The 15465-nt window shown below is 67.1% G+C and carries 12 protein-coding genes; 9 read left to right on the forward strand and 3 right to left on the reverse strand.

The genetic code is table 11. The features are described 5' to 3' along the window. Position 1 precedes the first annotated feature (1 nt). Both A9179_RS03850 and A9179_RS03855 read right to left on the reverse strand, forming a co-directional pair. Positions 2-1858, reverse strand: a complete 1857-nt coding sequence (locus tag A9179_RS03850; RefSeq protein WP_187804538.1) for a DUF1302 domain-containing protein — start codon at positions 1856-1858, stop codon at positions 2-4. Positions 1859-2117: 259 nt separating this feature from the next. Beyond that, a complete protein-coding gene (locus A9179_RS03855; RefSeq protein WP_187804539.1) occupies positions 2118-2723 on the reverse strand; it encodes a TetR/AcrR family transcriptional regulator in 606 nt (201 codons plus the stop codon). A gap of 294 nt (positions 2724-3017) precedes the next feature. Between A9179_RS03855 and A9179_RS03860 the strand changes: the two genes are divergently transcribed. From A9179_RS03860 to A9179_RS03900, 9 genes are all read left to right on the forward strand, one after another. Beyond that, positions 3018-4088 carry an amidohydrolase family protein gene (locus A9179_RS03860; protein WP_187804540.1) on the forward strand — a complete coding sequence of 357 codons (1071 nt, stop codon included), beginning with the start codon at positions 3018-3020 and terminating at the stop codon, positions 4086-4088. Between the two features lie 33 nt (positions 4089-4121). Further along, positions 4122-5318, forward strand: a complete 1197-nt coding sequence (locus A9179_RS03865) for an amidohydrolase family protein (protein ID WP_187804541.1) — start codon at positions 4122-4124, stop codon at positions 5316-5318. Positions 5319-5554: 236 nt separating this feature from the next. Beyond that, positions 5555-6397, forward strand: a complete 843-nt coding sequence (locus tag A9179_RS03870) for an IclR family transcriptional regulator domain-containing protein (RefSeq protein ID WP_262410521.1) — start codon at positions 5555-5557, stop codon at positions 6395-6397. A gap of 334 nt (positions 6398-6731) precedes the next feature. Then, the gene (pcaK, locus tag A9179_RS03875; protein ID WP_187804542.1) at positions 6732-8081 is read left to right on the forward strand and encodes a 4-hydroxybenzoate transporter PcaK; all 1350 of its coding nucleotides are present in this window, start codon (positions 6732-6734) and stop codon (positions 8079-8081) included. Between the two features lie 179 nt (positions 8082-8260). After that, positions 8261-9124: a CoA transferase subunit A gene (locus tag A9179_RS03880; protein WP_187804543.1), complete on the forward strand. Its 864-nt coding sequence runs from the start codon at positions 8261-8263 to the stop codon at positions 9122-9124. Then, positions 9124-9912, forward strand: a complete 789-nt coding sequence (locus A9179_RS03885) for a CoA-transferase subunit beta (protein WP_187804544.1) — start codon at positions 9124-9126, stop codon at positions 9910-9912. Before A9179_RS03880 ends, A9179_RS03885 begins: the two co-directional genes overlap by 1 nt. After that, positions 9909-11114 (forward strand): 3-oxoadipyl-CoA thiolase, encoded by a 1206-nt coding sequence (gene pcaF / locus A9179_RS03890; protein ID WP_187804545.1) that lies wholly within the window; start codon positions 9909-9911, stop codon positions 11112-11114. The genes A9179_RS03885 and pcaF overlap by 4 nt, the downstream gene beginning before the upstream one ends. Positions 11115-11288: 174 nt before the next feature. Then, positions 11289-12077 (forward strand): 3-oxoadipate enol-lactonase, encoded by a 789-nt coding sequence (gene pcaD, locus A9179_RS03895; protein ID WP_187804546.1) that lies wholly within the window; start codon positions 11289-11291, stop codon positions 12075-12077. A 148-nt stretch (positions 12078-12225) separates the two neighbouring features. Continuing rightward, positions 12226-13212 (forward strand): AraC family transcriptional regulator, encoded by a 987-nt coding sequence (locus A9179_RS03900; RefSeq protein WP_262410522.1) that lies wholly within the window; start codon positions 12226-12228, stop codon positions 13210-13212. Positions 13213-13266: 54 nt separating this feature from the next. On the opposite strand, the gene A9179_RS03905 is transcribed toward A9179_RS03900, so the two are convergent. After that, on the reverse strand, positions 13267-15189 hold the full coding sequence (locus tag A9179_RS03905; RefSeq protein ID WP_187804547.1) for a tyrosine-protein phosphatase: 1923 nt from the start codon (positions 15187-15189) through the stop codon (positions 13267-13269). Between the last annotated feature and the right edge of the window lie 276 nt (positions 15190-15465).

Here is a 15465-nt window from a genome sequence, read left to right on the forward strand (position 1 = left end):
CTTAGAACGACACGCCGAAGCTGAGCGCAACGTAGTCGCGGTCGGTATTCGCGTTGTAGTCGCCACCGAAGTAGTCGGTGTAGGCGAGACTGGCGGTGTAGGTGTTGAGGTAGACGGCATCCAGGCCCAGGCTGATGGCCTTGGAGCCTTCGTTGAAGCCGGGCTCCGGGCCGTAGCCGTTGACGTCGTGCGACCAGGCCAGGCTGGGCTTGAGCTCGATGCCGTCGATCAAGTTGCTGTACTCCCAGATCGCACGGGCCCGATAACCCCAGGCGGTGCTGGTGGTGAAGCCGTCGTCGGTGCAGTACTGCGGGGTCTTGGTGTTGATCTGATTGGTACAGATGCTGTTGTCGGCCAGCTCGCCCATGCCGAAGGTGGTGCTGCGCCCGTAGCGCAGGCCGTCGCCGCCCATGCCGCTGACATGCACCAGGCCCACCTCGCCGACCAGGGTCAGGCGGTCGGCGCCCATCACCTGGTCGAAGAAGTGGGTGGCGGTGACCTGCGCCTGGGTCATTTCCTTGCGCTGGTAGCCCTTGAGCGCGGCGCTGTTGGCCGCCGTGAAGTAGCCGGAAGACAGCACCGGCGAGGCGCTGGCTTCGCCGCTGGCGGCGGAGATGATGTCCACCGGGTTGATCTGGATCGGCATGTTCGGCCGGTAGCTGATCTCCCCGGCCAGGGTGGTGCCGGTGGGCAGGCTGGTGCTGAAGCTGAGGCCGTACAGCTGGATGTCTTCCGGGTAGTCGGCGAACCAGTGCGAGGTGCCCAGCCGGTAGGCCTGGGTCAGCGCCTGGCCCTGGGCGCTGCCGAGCACGCTGTTGCACAGCCCCGGGTTGCTGATGCCGATATTGGCGCAGGCCTGGCTGGCGAAGCCGAGGTCGGCCATATGCGGGCTGCTGATGCCGCTGATGAAGGGCATGCGGCTGTGGTAGTTCATGAAGTAGGCGGCGAACTCGCTGTCCAGCTCCGGGGCGAACCAGCGCAGGGCGGTGCCCCACTGGCCGGTGTTGCGGGCGTCGTGGTCGCCGGCGCGGGGCACCTGGATGCCTTCACTGGTGAGGTTGACGCCGAAGGGCGTCAGGGCGGCCTGGGCCAGGGCGTTCTGATCCAGCACCGGGCCGGCCACCAGGCCGTTGCAGCCGTCGGCGATGGCGTCGTTGGGGGCGAAGAAGGTGCCGCAGTTGTCGATGACGGTCTGATCCCACTCCAGCTGGTAGAACATCTCCGCGCTCAGGTTGTCGGTGAAGTTCTGCGACAGGTAGAGCATGTTGACCGGGATCAGCCCTTCCTTGAGCTCGGAACCGGGGCGGCGCAGGGCGGCGACGTCCACCGGGTTGATGCTGTTGATACCGCCCTGGATGAAGGTGCTCTCGCCCCAGCTGACCACCTGCTTGCCCAGGCGCACGGTGCCCGGTAGGTCGGCGACCGTGTAGTTGTGGTAGGCGAAGGCATCCAGCAGCTGCACGCCGCTGGACTGCGCGCCGGCCTTGCGGCCGTCGTCGTCGATGTCCTTGAACAGGCGGCTCTCGTCCTTCAGCTCGAAGTCGTACCAGTACTTGCCGCGCAGGAACACGCCGCTATCGCCGTGGCTCAGCTGCAGGTCATGGATGCCCTTGAAGATCTTGGAGAAGGTTTCACCCTTCTTGAAATTGCGTCGGCCGTCGTCGGTGACGCTGCTGCCGAGCAGATCCGGGTCAGGGTTGCGCAGCGCCCAGCTGGCGCCGATGGACAGGGTGGAGTCGAGCTGGCCGTCGATTTCGCCAATGGCAAAGTCGATGGCCTGGGCCGGTGTGCAAAACAGTGTGGCAAGGCTGATGGCGCAGGCCAGCCGGGCTGGCTGTGCCGGGGGGTGCTTGAACATCGTGACTACCTCTTGTTGTTTTTGTACGGCGACGCAGGCTCTTTTTGCGGGATGAGCCAACCCGTACAGGTCATCGAGGGCTCGATGAGATCCGTAGGCGGATATCGGGTAGAGGAGCGGGGCGGGCAGCGCCCCGGGTGACGCTGTGCTAGCCGCTGGCGGGCGGCGCTTCAGGCTGGTTCATGGTGCTTCTCCCAGTTTTCTTCGGGCAAAAGCTCCCCCTGCGCGGCCTGGGCCACGCTCGGTGAAGCGACGGGATTCAGTCCAGGTTGGGCAGTACCGGCAGCGGCTCGCAGGCAAAGCGTCGCGCTTCGTCAGGCGGCACGCCCCAGGCGCGCAGTACCAGTTCGGCGGTGTCGCTACCGGCATCGCGCCAGGTCTTGTGGCCCTGCAGCACCAGGCTGATGGCGGCCAGTACCGAGCCGGCGAGCATGCCGACGGCGGACATCAGCTGTTCCTGGCGGAAGTCGAAGCGCTGGCTGGCCAGGCCGGCCAGCGCATCACGTGCCGGCGGGCCATCCCAGAGGCGCTGCAGGGAGTCGTGGGAGGACGCATAGCGCACCAGGAAGCTGCCCCAGTGTGGCTCCTCGTGGGCCCGGCGGATGTAGAAGCGGATGCCGTTGGCCGTGCGCTGGGCGGGGTCGAGCCCCGGTGCCGCGCTGCGGTCGACGCGCTCGTTCATCTCCTCCGACAGGTCGCTGGCCACCGCTTCGAACAGCGAGTCGATGGACTCCAGGTTCTTGTAGATGGTGTTGCGCGCCAGGCCGGCGCTCTGCGCCAGCTCGCTGATATTGACCTCGGCGATGCGCTTCTCGGCGAACAGGCGCAGGGCGGCTTCATGGATACGTTTCTGGATGGCGCTCACGGCTTGAACCCTTCGGTGAAGGCGAATGCCTGCATTGAACACTTGTGTTCACGTGAAATCAACATGGTTCAGTCTAAAATATTTTAATGGCACCGTATTTTCCCCTTTTAGCCGCTCTATATCAGGACTTTGTGCAGTTCGTCGGCTCGTTTAAGGGGCGCCGTCCGGCGCCGTGAGGGCGGAAAGCAAGAATCATGTATTGATATATTTGAACACTAATGATCAATATAGGACTGTGTTGATTCGTGATCGGCGCTGCCGCTGGTCGATGTTCCCACTCAGGTGAATGACCCCATGTCCATCAAGCAAGGGCGCATAGACGTCCACCATCACGTGATACCACCTGCCTTCGTCGCCACCATGCAGGCCAAGGGCATCGAGAAGGTGGCGGGCGCGCCCCTGCCCAAGTGGGATCCGCAGAAGTCCATCGCGGTGATGGACGCCAACGGCATCCAGACCGCGATCACCTCGCTGTCCGCGCCCGGTGTGCACTTCGGCGATGGCGTGGCCCAGGCCGTGGAGCTGGCCCGGCGCTGCAACGAGTTCTCCGCCGGCATGGTGGCGCAGTACCCCGGGCGCTTCGGCTTCTTCGCCGTGCTGCCGATGCCCTTTACCGCGCAGGCCTGCGCCGAGGCCATCTATGCCCTGGATGTGCTGAAGGCCGATGGCGTGGTGCTGCTCGGCAGCACCGATGGCCACTTCCTCGGCGACCCGCGCTTTGATGAGCTGATGAGCGAGCTGGATCGCCGCCGCGCGGTGGTGTTCGTGCATCCCAACCTGCACGAGACCAGTGTCAATATCGGCCTGAACATGCCGGGCTTTCTCATCGAGTTTCTCTGCGACACCACCCGCGCGGCGATCAACCTGATCCTCAGCGGCACCCAGGAGAAGTACCCCAACACCCGCTGGATTCTCGCCCATGCCGGCGGCTTCCTGCCCTTCGTGGCCGGGCGCCTGGCCAGCGTGCAGCTGCCCGAGTTGGAGAAGAACGCGCCCCGGGGCGTGCAGCACTACATCGAGCGCTTCTACTTCGACACCGCGCTGTCGCCGTCGCGCTATTCCATGGTGGCGCTGAAGGAGCTGGTCGATCCCTCGCACATCTTGTTCGGCAGCGATTTTCCCTTCGCCCCGGCGCCGGCCTCGGCCCTGCAGTGCCGCACCCTGGACGAGTCGGATCTGTTCCCCGACCCGCTCAAGTACGGCATCTGCCGTGGCCATGCCCTGGCGCTGTTGCCGCAGTACCGCCTGCGCGACGAGGTGATCAGCGCGACGCCGCTGTTCGCCGACGAATCCCTCGCCGCCAGGGCGAAGCGGGCCATGACCGGGCCCATGGCGTCCCTGGTCGAAAACATGCGCAACCGCTGAGCCGCCGTGCCACTACAAGAACAAGAGGTGATCATGAATCGTCGTACTTTCGTTGCTGGCGCCGGCGCCCTGGTGGGAGCGGGTGTGCTGGTTTCGGGCATGCACAGCGAGCCCGGGGAACAACCGCAGGCGCCGGCTGACCCCCAGGCCGAGCGCGCCGCCATTGCCGCCGCCGCGCAGGCGGGCAAGATCGATGTGCACCGCCACCTGGTGACCCCGGCCATGGACGAGCTGCTGGCCCACCGCGGCAGCCGCACCCTGGCCGGTTTCGCGGTGCCGGAGTGGTCGGAGGTGGCGTTCATGGCCGCCCTGCAGGCCGATGGCATCCAGACCGCCATCACCTCCGTGGTGCTGCCCGGCATCCAGGCCGAGGCGGCCGAGCTGAGCGCCTTCTCGCGCAGCAGCAACGAGTTCTCCCGCGAGCTGGTCGAGCGCCATCCCAAGCGCCTGGGCTTCTTCGCCCATGTGCCGCTGCCCTTTACCGCCCAGGCCTGCGCCGAGGCGATCCACGCCCTGGACGTGCTCAAGGCCGACGGCGTGGTGCTGCTGGCCAGCAACGCGGGCAAGTTTCTCGGCGACCCGCTGTTCGACGAACTGATGCACGAGCTCAATGCGCGCAGCGCCGTGGTCTTCGTCCACCCCAACGTGCCGGCCCGCGATCCGCTCGGCCTGGGCACGCCGCTCGGGGTGGTCGAGTTCCCCTGCGACATTGCTCGCGCCGGGCTGAATCTGATCCTCTCGGGCTGCATGGAGCGCTTCCACAAGATCCGCTGGATCCTCTCCCATGCCGGCGGCTTCCTGCCCTATGTGGCCTGGCGCATATCGCTGGCCAACACCATGCAGGAGTTTGGCGATACCGCCACCCAGGGCGTGCTGACCTATCTGCGGCGCTTCTATCTGGACACGGCCACCTCGGTTTCGCGGCCGACCATGGCCACCCTGGGCGAGCTGATCGAACCGAGCCAGCTGCTGTTCGGCAGTGACGCGCCGTTTGCCCCAGAGCAGCAGACCCAGGCGCAGATCGGCCAGCTAGTGGCTTCCGGTTTCTGGAGTGCCGGGCAGGCCGCGCGGGTCGAGCGGAGCAATGCCCTGAGCCTGTTCCCGGCGTATCGCCAGCCGGGCGAGACGGTGGCTGCATTGCCGGTCTACCAGCAAGAGTCGCTGAGCAGCCAGGCCAAGCGCCAGGTGCTGGCGCCGTTGCGCTCGCTGGCGCAGAAGCTGCGCGAGTGAGGAGGGGAAATAGGGCAGGGCGACGCGGGTGGCGTCGCCTGTGGAACACACGCTAGGTAGGAATGGCCGCGCCTTGTGAGCGCGGCCATGCGCCAAGGCGCCCCGGAGCCGCGTGGTAGTGGGCGGCAGGGCGCGTTGGCGGCGCCACGTTAGGCCGGGATGATCGGTGGGTCAATTGCGATTATCGAACTCGCGTTCGATAATCGCTCGAAGCTAGCCCGCCACAGGATCAGACCATGAGCGAGAATTCCCACCCGCCGCTGTTGGGTATGGCCCCACCCATCGTGGCTTCGCCGGCCAAGCGCATCGACGCGCTGACCGGCGATCCCAACTTCATGACCTCGCTGGCCCGCGGCCTGGCGGTGATCCATGCCTTCCAGGAGCGCAAGCGCCACCTGACCATCGCCCAGGTCAGCCACCGCACCGAGATTCCGCGCGCGGCCGTGCGCCGCTGCCTGCACACCCTGATCAAGCTCGGCTACGCCACCACCGACGGGCGCACCTACTCGCTGCTGCCCAAGGTGCTCACCCTCGGCCACGCCTACCTGTCCTCGACCCCGCTGGCGGTTACCGCCCAGCCGATCCTCGACCGCCTCAGCGAGCAGCTGCACGAGGCCTGCTCGATGGCCACCCTGGAGGGCGACGAGATTCTCTACATCGCCCGCTCGGCCACGCCGCAGCGGCTGATTTCGGTCGACCTCAGCGTCGGTAGTCGGCTGCCGGCCTATTGCACCTCCATGGGCCGCATCCTCCTCGCCGGTCTCGACGACCTGGCGCTGGAGGAATACCTCGCCGGCGCCGAGCTGCAGGTCAAGACCAGCCGCACCGTGCACACGGTCGAGGGGCTGCGCGCGAGCATCGCCGAGATCCGCCAGCAGGGCTGGGTGATCATCGACCAGGAACTGGAGATGGGCCTGCGCTCGGTGGCCGTGCCACTCAAGGACTCCGCCGGCCAGGTGCTGGCCGCGCTGAACGTCGGCACCCATGCCGGGCGGGTCAGCCGCCAGGAGCTGGAGACGCGCTTCCTGCCGGTGCTGCTGGAGGCCAGCCGCGAGCTGAGCACGCGGCTGTTCCACTAGGGGCGCAGCCTGTGCAGGCGTGCCAGGCACGGCCTGTGGTGCACGCGGCGCACCCCGCGGCTGTTGGTAAGCGGGTGGATACAAGAGCCGTTCGATAATCGCCCGAATAGGCGGTTATCGGATTGAAGTGGCTCCGGTCTCTCCTTACTGTGGCGACAGCCTTCTCGCGGAGGGCCACCATAAAAACAATGAGAGACCGTCACGGCCACAAGCAGCAGTGCCTCGCGCACCTGCCGTTACCTGGCTGCGAGCCGCTTCAGCCCTGGCTGCCACTCATTCCTGCTGCGTTCGTCGTGCGTGCCATGGCGAAGCAATACCCACAGGAACTCTCGCCATGACCCGCTCTGCCCAGCTTCCCATCAGTGCCAACCTGGACGTGCAGTCCTTCATCAACGCCCAGCCGCTGTCGCGCTACCAGTGGCGCATCGTCCTGCTGTGCTTCCTCATCGTGTTCCTCGATGGCCTCGACACCGCTGCCATGGGCTTCATCGCCCCGGCGCTGACCCAGGACTGGGGCATCGACCGCGCCAGCCTGGGCCCGGTGATGAGTGCCGCGTTGATCGGCATGGTGTTCGGCGCCCTCGGTTCCGGGCCGCTGGCCGACCGCTTCGGGCGCAAGCTGGTGCTGGTCACGGCGGTGGCCCTGTTCGGTCTGTTCAGCCTGATCTCGGCCTTCAGCAACAGCGTCGAGCAACTGCTGGTGCTGCGCCTGCTCACCGGCATCGGCCTGGGCGCGGCGATGCCGAATGCCACCACGCTGCTTTCCGAGTACACCCCGGAGCGCCTCAAGTCGCTACTGGTGACCAGCATGTTCTGCGGCTTCAACCTGGGCATGGCCTGTGGCGGCTTCATCTCCGCCAAGCTGATCCCGGCCTACGGCTGGCACAGCCTGCTGCTGCTCGGTGGTTTGCTGCCGCTGCTGCTGGCGCTGCTGCTGGCCTGGCGCCTGCCGGAGTCGGCGCGTTTCCTGGTGGTACGCAACCGCCCGGTGGACAAGGTGCGCCAGGTGCTGGCGCCGATCGCCCCGGCGGAAATCGCCCTGGCCGGCTCCTTCAGCGTGCCGGAGCAGCAGACGGTATCGGGTGGCAACGTGTTCCGCCTGATCTTCTCCGGGCAGTTCCGCGCCGGCACCCTGCTGCTGTGGCTGACCTATTTCATGGGCCTGGTGATCGTCTACCTGCTCACCAGCTGGCTGCCGACCCTGATGCGCGACGGCGGCGCGAGCATGGAGCAGGCCGCCTTCATCGGCGCGCTGTTCCAGTTCGGCGGGGTGCTCAGCGCGGTGGGCGTGGGCTGGGCGATGGATCGCTGGAACCCGCACAAGGTGATCGGCTGCTTCTACCTGCTGGCCGGGGTGTTCGCCTACTGCGTGGGCCAGAGCCTTGGCCAGGTGACCCTGCTGGCCACCCTGGTGCTGCTGGCCGGCATGTGCATCAACGGCGCGCAATCGGCGATGCCGTCGCTGGCGGCACGCTTCTACCCGACTCAGGGGCGCGCCACTGGCGTGTCGTGGATGCTCGGCATCGGCCGCTTTGGCGCCATTCTCGGCGCCTGGATCGGCGCCACCCTGCTGGGCCTGGGCTGGAGCTTCGAGCAGGTGCTCACCGCCCTGGTGCTGCCGGCGGCCCTGGCGACCACGGCTGTCTTGGTCAAAGGCCTGGTTAGCCACGCCGACGCGACTTAAGCCCGGCTGCGCAAAGCAGTTGACCTACAACGCCCCGGCTACCGGGGCGTTGTCGTTTCTGCCGGCCGCGATGAGGTTGGTAGTGTTCGATAATCGAACTGTTAGTCGATTATCGAATTGTATGGTGGCGGGAGCGGCAGTAACTTGGCCTCACGCCTCGTTCCCAACAGAGACTCACCATGGCCGAACTTATTTCCCTGCGCGAAGCCATCCAGCGCTTCGTTCACGACGGTGACAGCGTCGCCCTCGAAGGCTTCACCCACCTGATCCCCACTGCCGCCTCCCACGAGATCATCCGCCAGGGCAAGAAAGACCTGCACCTGATGCGCATGACTCCCGACCTGGTCTACGACCTGCTGATCGGCGCCGGCTGCGCGCGCAAGCTGACCTTCTCCTGGGGCGGCAACCCCGGCGTGGGTTCGCTGCACCGCCTGCGTGACGCAGTGGAGAAGGGCTGGCCGCAGGCCCTGGAGATCGACGAACACAGCCACGCCGACCTGGCCAACGCCTATGTGGCCGGCGCCTCGGGCCTGCCGTTCGCGGTGCTGCGCGCCTACACCGGCTCCGACCTGCCCAAGGTCAACCCGAACATCAAGTTCATCAACTGCCCGTTCACCGGCGAGCAGCTGGCCGCCGTGCCGTCGCTGCGCCCGGACGTCACCGTGATCCACGCGCAGAAGGCCGACCGCAAGGGCAACGTGCTGCTGTGGGGCATCCTCGGCGTGCAGAAGGAAGCCGCCCTGGCCGCCAAGCGCTGCATCGTCACCGTGGAAGAGATAGTCGACGACCTCAATGCGCCGATGAACGCCTGCGTGCTGCCGACCTGGGCGCTGGCCGCCGTCTGCCACGTGCCCGGTGGCGCCCATCCGTCCTATGCCCACGGCTACTACGAGCGCGACAACCGCTTCTACCAGGCCTGGGATCCGATCGCCCGCGACCGCGAATCCTTCAGCGCCTGGATCGATGAGTACATCCGCGGTACCGCTGACTTTGCCCAGTTCCAAGAAAAGATCAGCCAGACCAAGCTCGCGGAGGCCAAGTGATGAGCACGCACGACTACAGCACCAATGAAATGATGACCGTGGCCGCCGCCCGCCGCCTGCACAACGGCGCGGTGTGCTTCGTCGGCATCGGCCTGCCGTCCAAGGCCGCCAACCTGGCGCGCCTGACCTCCTCGCCGGACGTGGTGCTGATCTACGAATCCGGCCCGATCGGCGCCAAACCCAGCGTGCTGCCGCTGTCCATCGGCGACGGCGAACTGGCCGAGACCGCCGACACCGTGGTGCCCACCGGCGAGATCTTCCGCTACTGGCTGCAGGGCGGGCGCATCGACGTCGGCTTCCTCGGCGCCGCCCAGGTCGACCGCTTCGGCAACATCAACACCACGGTGATCGGTGACTACCACAACCCGAAAGTGCGCCTGCCCGGCGCCGGCGGTGCACCGGAGATCGCCGGTTCGGCCAAGCAGGTGCTGATCATCCTCAAGCAGTCGCACCGCACCTTCGTCGACAAGCTGGCCTTCATCACCTCGGTCGGCCACGGCGAGGGCGGCGACCACCGTAAGCAGCTGGGCCTGCCCGGCAAGGGCCCGGTCGGCATCATCACCGACCTGTGCATCATGGAGCCGGAAGCCGGCAGCAACGAATTCATCGTCACCTCGCTGCACCCGGGGGTGACCCGCGAGCAGGTGATCGCGGCCACCGGCTGGGCCATCCGCTTCGCCGAGCAGGTCGCCGAAACCCTCGCCCCGACCGCCGTCGAGCTGCATGCCCTGCGCGCCCTGGAGGCCCGCACCGCGGCCGCCCACGGCCAGGCCGGAGGTGAGGAATGAGTCGCGAGGTATTCATCTGCGACGCCATCCGCACGCCCATCGGCCGCTTCGGTGGCGGCCTGGCGGCGGTGCGCGCCGACGACCTGGCGGCCATCCCGCTCAAGGCCCTGCTCGAGCGCAACCCGCAGCTCGACCAGGCGGCGATCGACGAGGTGTTCCTCGGCTGCGCCAACCAGGCCGGCGAGGACAACCGCAACGTCGCGCGCATGGCCCTGCTGCTGGCCGGCCTGCCGCACAGCGTGCCCGGGGTGACCCTCAACCGCCTGTGCGCCTCGGGCATGGACGCAGTGGGCAGCGCCTTCCGCGCCATCGCTGCCGGCGAGATGGAGCTGGCCCTGGCCGGCGGCGTCGAGTCGATGTCGCGCGCTCCCTATGTCATGGGCAAGGCCGACAGCGCCTTCGGTCGCGGTCAGAAGATCGAAGACACCACCATCGGCTGGCGCTTCATCAACCCGCTGATGCAGGCGCAGTACGGCGTGGATGCCATGCCGCAGACCGCCGACAACGTCGCCGATGATTACCAGGTGAGTCGTGCCGACCAGGACGCCTTCGCCCTGCGCAGCCAGCAGCGTGCCGGGCGTGCCCAGGCCGCCGGTTTCTTCGCCGAGGAAATCGTCCCGGTAGTGATCAAGGGCAAGAAGGGTGACACGCTGATCGACAGCGACGAGCATCTGCGCCCGGATACCACCGCCGAAGCCCTGGCCAAGCTCAAGCCGGTCAACGGCGCGGACAAGACCGTCACCGCCGGCAACGCATCGGGGGTCAACGACGGCGCCGTGGCGCTGATCCTGGCGAGTGCCGAGGCCGTGCGCAAACATGGCCTGACCCCACGGGCGAAAGTGCTGGGCATGGCCAGTGCCGGCGTAGCGCCACGGGTGATGGGCATCGGCCCGGTGCCGGCGGTGCAGAAGCTGCTGGAGCGCCTCAACCTGGCCGTCGGCGACTTCGACGTGATCGAACTCAACGAGGCTTTCGCCGCCCAGGGCCTGGCCGTGATGCGCGAGCTGGGCATCGCCGACGACGATGCACGGGTCAACCCCAACGGCGGTGCCATCGCTCTCGGCCACCCGCTGGGTGCCAGCGGCGCGCGCCTGGTACAGACCGCCCTGCACCAGCTGGAAAAGTCCGGCGGCAAGCTGGGCCTGGCGACCATGTGCGTAGGTGTCGGCCAGGGCCTGGCACTGGTCATCGAGCGGGTCTGACGACCGCCGACCCTCTCCCGGCGGGAGAGGGGATTGAGCGAGCCGCGAAGTACCAGACTGCACTGCTCAACTCCCTCTCCCCTCGGGAGAGGGCTGGGGTGAGGGACGTTCCGGTTGCGGAACTCCGTTACTCTTCAATTCAATAAACACACGCTTTCCCGCCTGGAGTTTTCCATGCCATCCGTAAAACTTGCCGACGGCGATCTGAATTACCAACTCGAAGGCCCGGCCGGCGCGCCGCTGCTGGTGCTGTCCAACTCCCTGGGCACCGACCTGCACATGTGGGACGCGCAGATCCCGGCCCTCACCGAACACTTTCGTGTGCTGCGCTACGACACCCGTGGCCACGGCCAGTCCCTGGTCAGCCCCGGCCCCTATAGCATCGAGCAGCTGGGCGGCGACGTGCTGGCCCTGCTGGATGCGCTGGGCATTGCCACGGCCAGCTTCTGCGGCCTGTCCATGGGCGGCCTGATCGGCCAGTGGCTGGCGATCAACGCGCCTGAGCGCATCGAGCGCCTGGTGCTGTGCAACACCGCCGCCAAGATCGCCAGCCCGGAGATCTGGAACCCGCGCATCGAGGCCGTGCTGGCCGGCGGCGTGCAGGCCATGCGCGACCTGCGCGATGCCTCGATCTCGCGCTGGTTCACCGCCGATTTCGCCGCGGCCGAGGCGGACAAGGTTGAGCCCATAGTCGGCATGCTGGCGCAGACTTCGCCCGCCGGTTACGCGGCCAATTGCGCGGCAGTGCGCGACGCCGACTACCGCGAACAGCTCGGCGCCATCCGCGCGCCGACCCTGGTCATCTGCGGCAGCTTCGACCCGGTAACCACCAGCGAGCACGGCCGTTTCCTCCAGGCCGGCATCGCCGGCGCCGAGCTGGTCGAGCTGCCGGCCGCGCACCTGTCCAACGTGCAGGCCGCTGCCGCCTTCAGCCGCGCCGTGCTGGCGTTCCTCGGCGCCTGAGTGGCGCCAGGCCCGCCGCGCATGGCGGCGGGCGCGCGGTGCCGATCAGCCATCATCGAGTTGTCATCACTGGCCGCTAGAGTGCGCAGCTTTTCTGCTCGTCCCCGGACGCAGCAGCCGAATCCGCAGCACAGCCAGAAGATCAACGATGAAGGTGGAAGCAGGCAGTATCCGCAAACCGTTCATGATCCGTTCCGCAGACATGCATGCCGAGGAATTCGGCGCGCTTTTCACGCGGATGTTCGGCAATCTCTATTCCGGGCTGCCGCGCCCGGATCGGCCGATTGCCATCGCCGGCGTCTACGGTCGCTACGAGGGCGTCAGCTTCCGCCGCCTGAGCTTTCGCGGCGATCTCCTCACCGCGCTGCCCGACCTCGACGACGAAATCACCTTCGTGTTTCCCACCGCCGGCAAGGTGATCTTCACCCAGGCCAGCGAGACCGTGGGCGTGCCTTCGCTCGGCCTGGCCATCGAGAAGGCTGCGGTGCGCTCGGTGGGGTTCATCGATGGGCATGCCCAGTACGGCCTGTCGGTACGCCGCGCGCTGTTCGCCAGGCGCCTGGCGACACTGCTGGACAAGCCACTGCTGCAGCCGGTGCGCTTCACCCAGGTGGTGGATCTGCACGGCGGGGCCTTCCAGGGCGTCAAGGCGCTGATCGAGATGGCCACCGGTGCGGAGTTCGACCCGCTGATCCAGTCCAGCGCGCTGCTGCCGCTGCGCCTGCAGGAGATGCTGATCGATGCGCTGCTGGAGGCCTGGCCGCACAACTACAGCGAGGCGCTCAAACGCCCGGCGCCGCTGATTGCCCCGCGCCATGTGAAGCTGGCCGTGGAGTACATCCAGGAACACCCGGCGGCCCTGGCCAGCGGCAGCGAGCTGGCCGAACTGACTAACGTCAGTCTGCGCGCCCTGCAGGACGGCTTTCGCCGTTTCGTCGGCACATCCATCGTCGCTTATCAGCGCCAGGTGCGTTTGCAGCGGGCCTACGATGCACTGTGCCAGGACGACCCGCGCTCGGTCGGTGAAGTGGCATTGGCGCTGGGCTTCAGCAATGTCGGGCGCTTCTGCCAGTACTTCCAGGGGGCGTTCGGCCTGAGCCCGGCCGAACTGCGCAAGGAGCGGGCGGGGCGCTAACCAGGGGGGATACACCCGGCCGTCAGCGAGTGCCGGCCGGATGGATTGCGCCGATCAGAACGGATAGCTGGCCTTGAGGCTGCCACTGTAGCCATGGCTGTCGCCGCCGCCGATGGCGCCGACTTCGGCGCCCAGCTCCAGCTCGCCCAGGCTGGCCATCAGGTTCACTGCCGCACTGAACTGGTCGCGCTCGGCGAAGGCGGCGCGCTGGCTGATGTCCAGGCCCTGCAGTTGGCCCTGGCTGTCGACCTGCGCGTCGCCGAGGACGTGGTCGTAGCCAACGTCGATCCCCGGGGTCAGCTGCCAGCCGCTGGCCAGGCCGATGGGCGCGAAGGCGGCCTTGAGCTTGGCCACGGCGCTGCTGCGGTTTTCGCGGATGCCATCGACCTCCAGGGCCAGTTCGCTGCCTTTTTCCTGGAAGCCGGCCAGGTCGAGGCGGCTGACGCGCACGCCGAGGCTCGGTTCCAGGGTCAGGCCGTTCATCGGTACGCGGTAGCCCAGATCCAGGCCGGCGCCGGCGAGGCTGCCGTGGCTATCGCCCCTGGCGCTGCCGAGGCCGCTGCCCAGCTCGCGCTTGCTGCTGTAACCGAGGTATCCGGCGCTGAGGTCGGCGTCGACGAACAGGCCCTGCTCCAGGCTGCCCGGCGCGAAGCGGGCACCGCCGCGAACGAAGGTCAGGTCGCTGTCCGCCTCGCCATCTGCGCTGCGCACGCTGCCGTTGCTGTAGCCGAAGCCGGCATGGCCGCTGAGCTGCTCGCTGAAGCGCTGGGTGATGCCGAGCAGCAGGCCCTGGCTGTGTTCGTTGCTGCTGGCGGCCTGGGCCGAGCCGTCGGTGCCCTGGTAACCGGCGAGGGAAGTGAGCCACAGGCGGCGCTGGCCGGACTGCAGGTCGAGGCCCTTGGTGTAGGGTGCGGCGGCCTGTTCGATCAGGCCATCCTGGCGCAGCAGGTAGCTGGCGGCATCGGCATGCACCTGGCCGCCGACCGTGGCTTCGACACCGCCGAGGCTGCCGGCATCGACCGCCGACTGCAGGTAGTAGTTGTAGGCGCTGTAGTCGCCCGACAGGCTGCTGTTCTGCAGCTGGGTCAGCAGCTGCGCTCCGGCGGCGGCGTTGCCGGCCAGGCCGGCGGTACCCGGCAAGCTGCTGTAGTAGACCATCTTGCCGCGCAGCACGTAGATGGTCTCCTGGGACAGGCCCAGGCCTTCCTTGAGGTAGTTGTCCATGCTGCCGTACTGCGCCGTCACTTCGTCGAGACCGGCCTGCAGGTAGCTGGCCTGCACGCCGAGCAGTGGCGCGTAGATCGCCGCCATGCTGGCTGGCAGTGCGGCCAGGGTGGCGGCAACGCGGGCGGCGGTGTAGTCGTTGGTGGCCAGGTAGTTTTCCATGATGGTGGCGCTGTCCACCCCGGCGATGCTCAGCAGCACGGCGGCTGTCCAGCCGGTGCGATCCTTGCCGGCGGTGCAGTGGAACAGCGCGGCGCCGTCGGCCGCCGCCAGCTCGTTGAACAGGGTGGCGAACTGGCTGCGCATGCCGCTATCGCTGACGAAGGCGCGGTTGGTCTGTTCCATCATGGCGACGGCTGCGGCAGCGCTGGTGAGCGAGATGGTGCTGATGCTCGCCCCGGACGCGGCACTGCCGATGATGTCGATATTGAGGTACTCCGCCCCCGTGGGCAGGGTATCCGGCGTGCTGGCGATCTCGCTGGCGGTGCGCAGGTCGTAGACATTGCTGATGCCCAGGCTATTGAGAATGGCCAGATCCGCCGCAGTCGGAGTCAGCGCATTGGAGCGGTAGAACACCCCGGAACGCATGACCCCGTCGTGGCTGGTGGTATAGGCGCTGGTAGTGCCGGCGAGATCACGGAAGTTGTCGATGCCGGTCAGCCGCGGAGTATCGAGGCTGTAGGTCTCGGCCCCGTGGGCAGAGCTGATGGCAAGGCTGAGGACGGACAGGGAGTACAGGACGCGGTGCAGCACAATGTAGCCTCTTTGAACGGGTAGGGAGAGGGCTACTATCTGCAGCGATCGGCACACCCAGATGACAGAACGCCAGCACCTGAAAATGGCTGCGCGATCTGTCTGCGGGGTGCGTTTTTTGTCTGTGTGGTGGGAGTGGTTGGCTGGCAAGCCATTGCCTGTTGCCGCTCGTCGAGGGCGGTAAGGCTGTGCGGGAATGGCTTGCGGGGCGCTATGGGCTATGCCTGAAAACACAAAGCCCCTGATCTTCGCTAGGGAAGTCAGGGGCTTTGCTGT

This window comes from Pseudomonas alcaligenes (genome assembly GCF_014490745.1).
Taxonomy (GTDB): Bacteria; Pseudomonadota; Gammaproteobacteria; order Pseudomonadales; family Pseudomonadaceae; genus Aquipseudomonas; species Aquipseudomonas alcaligenes_C.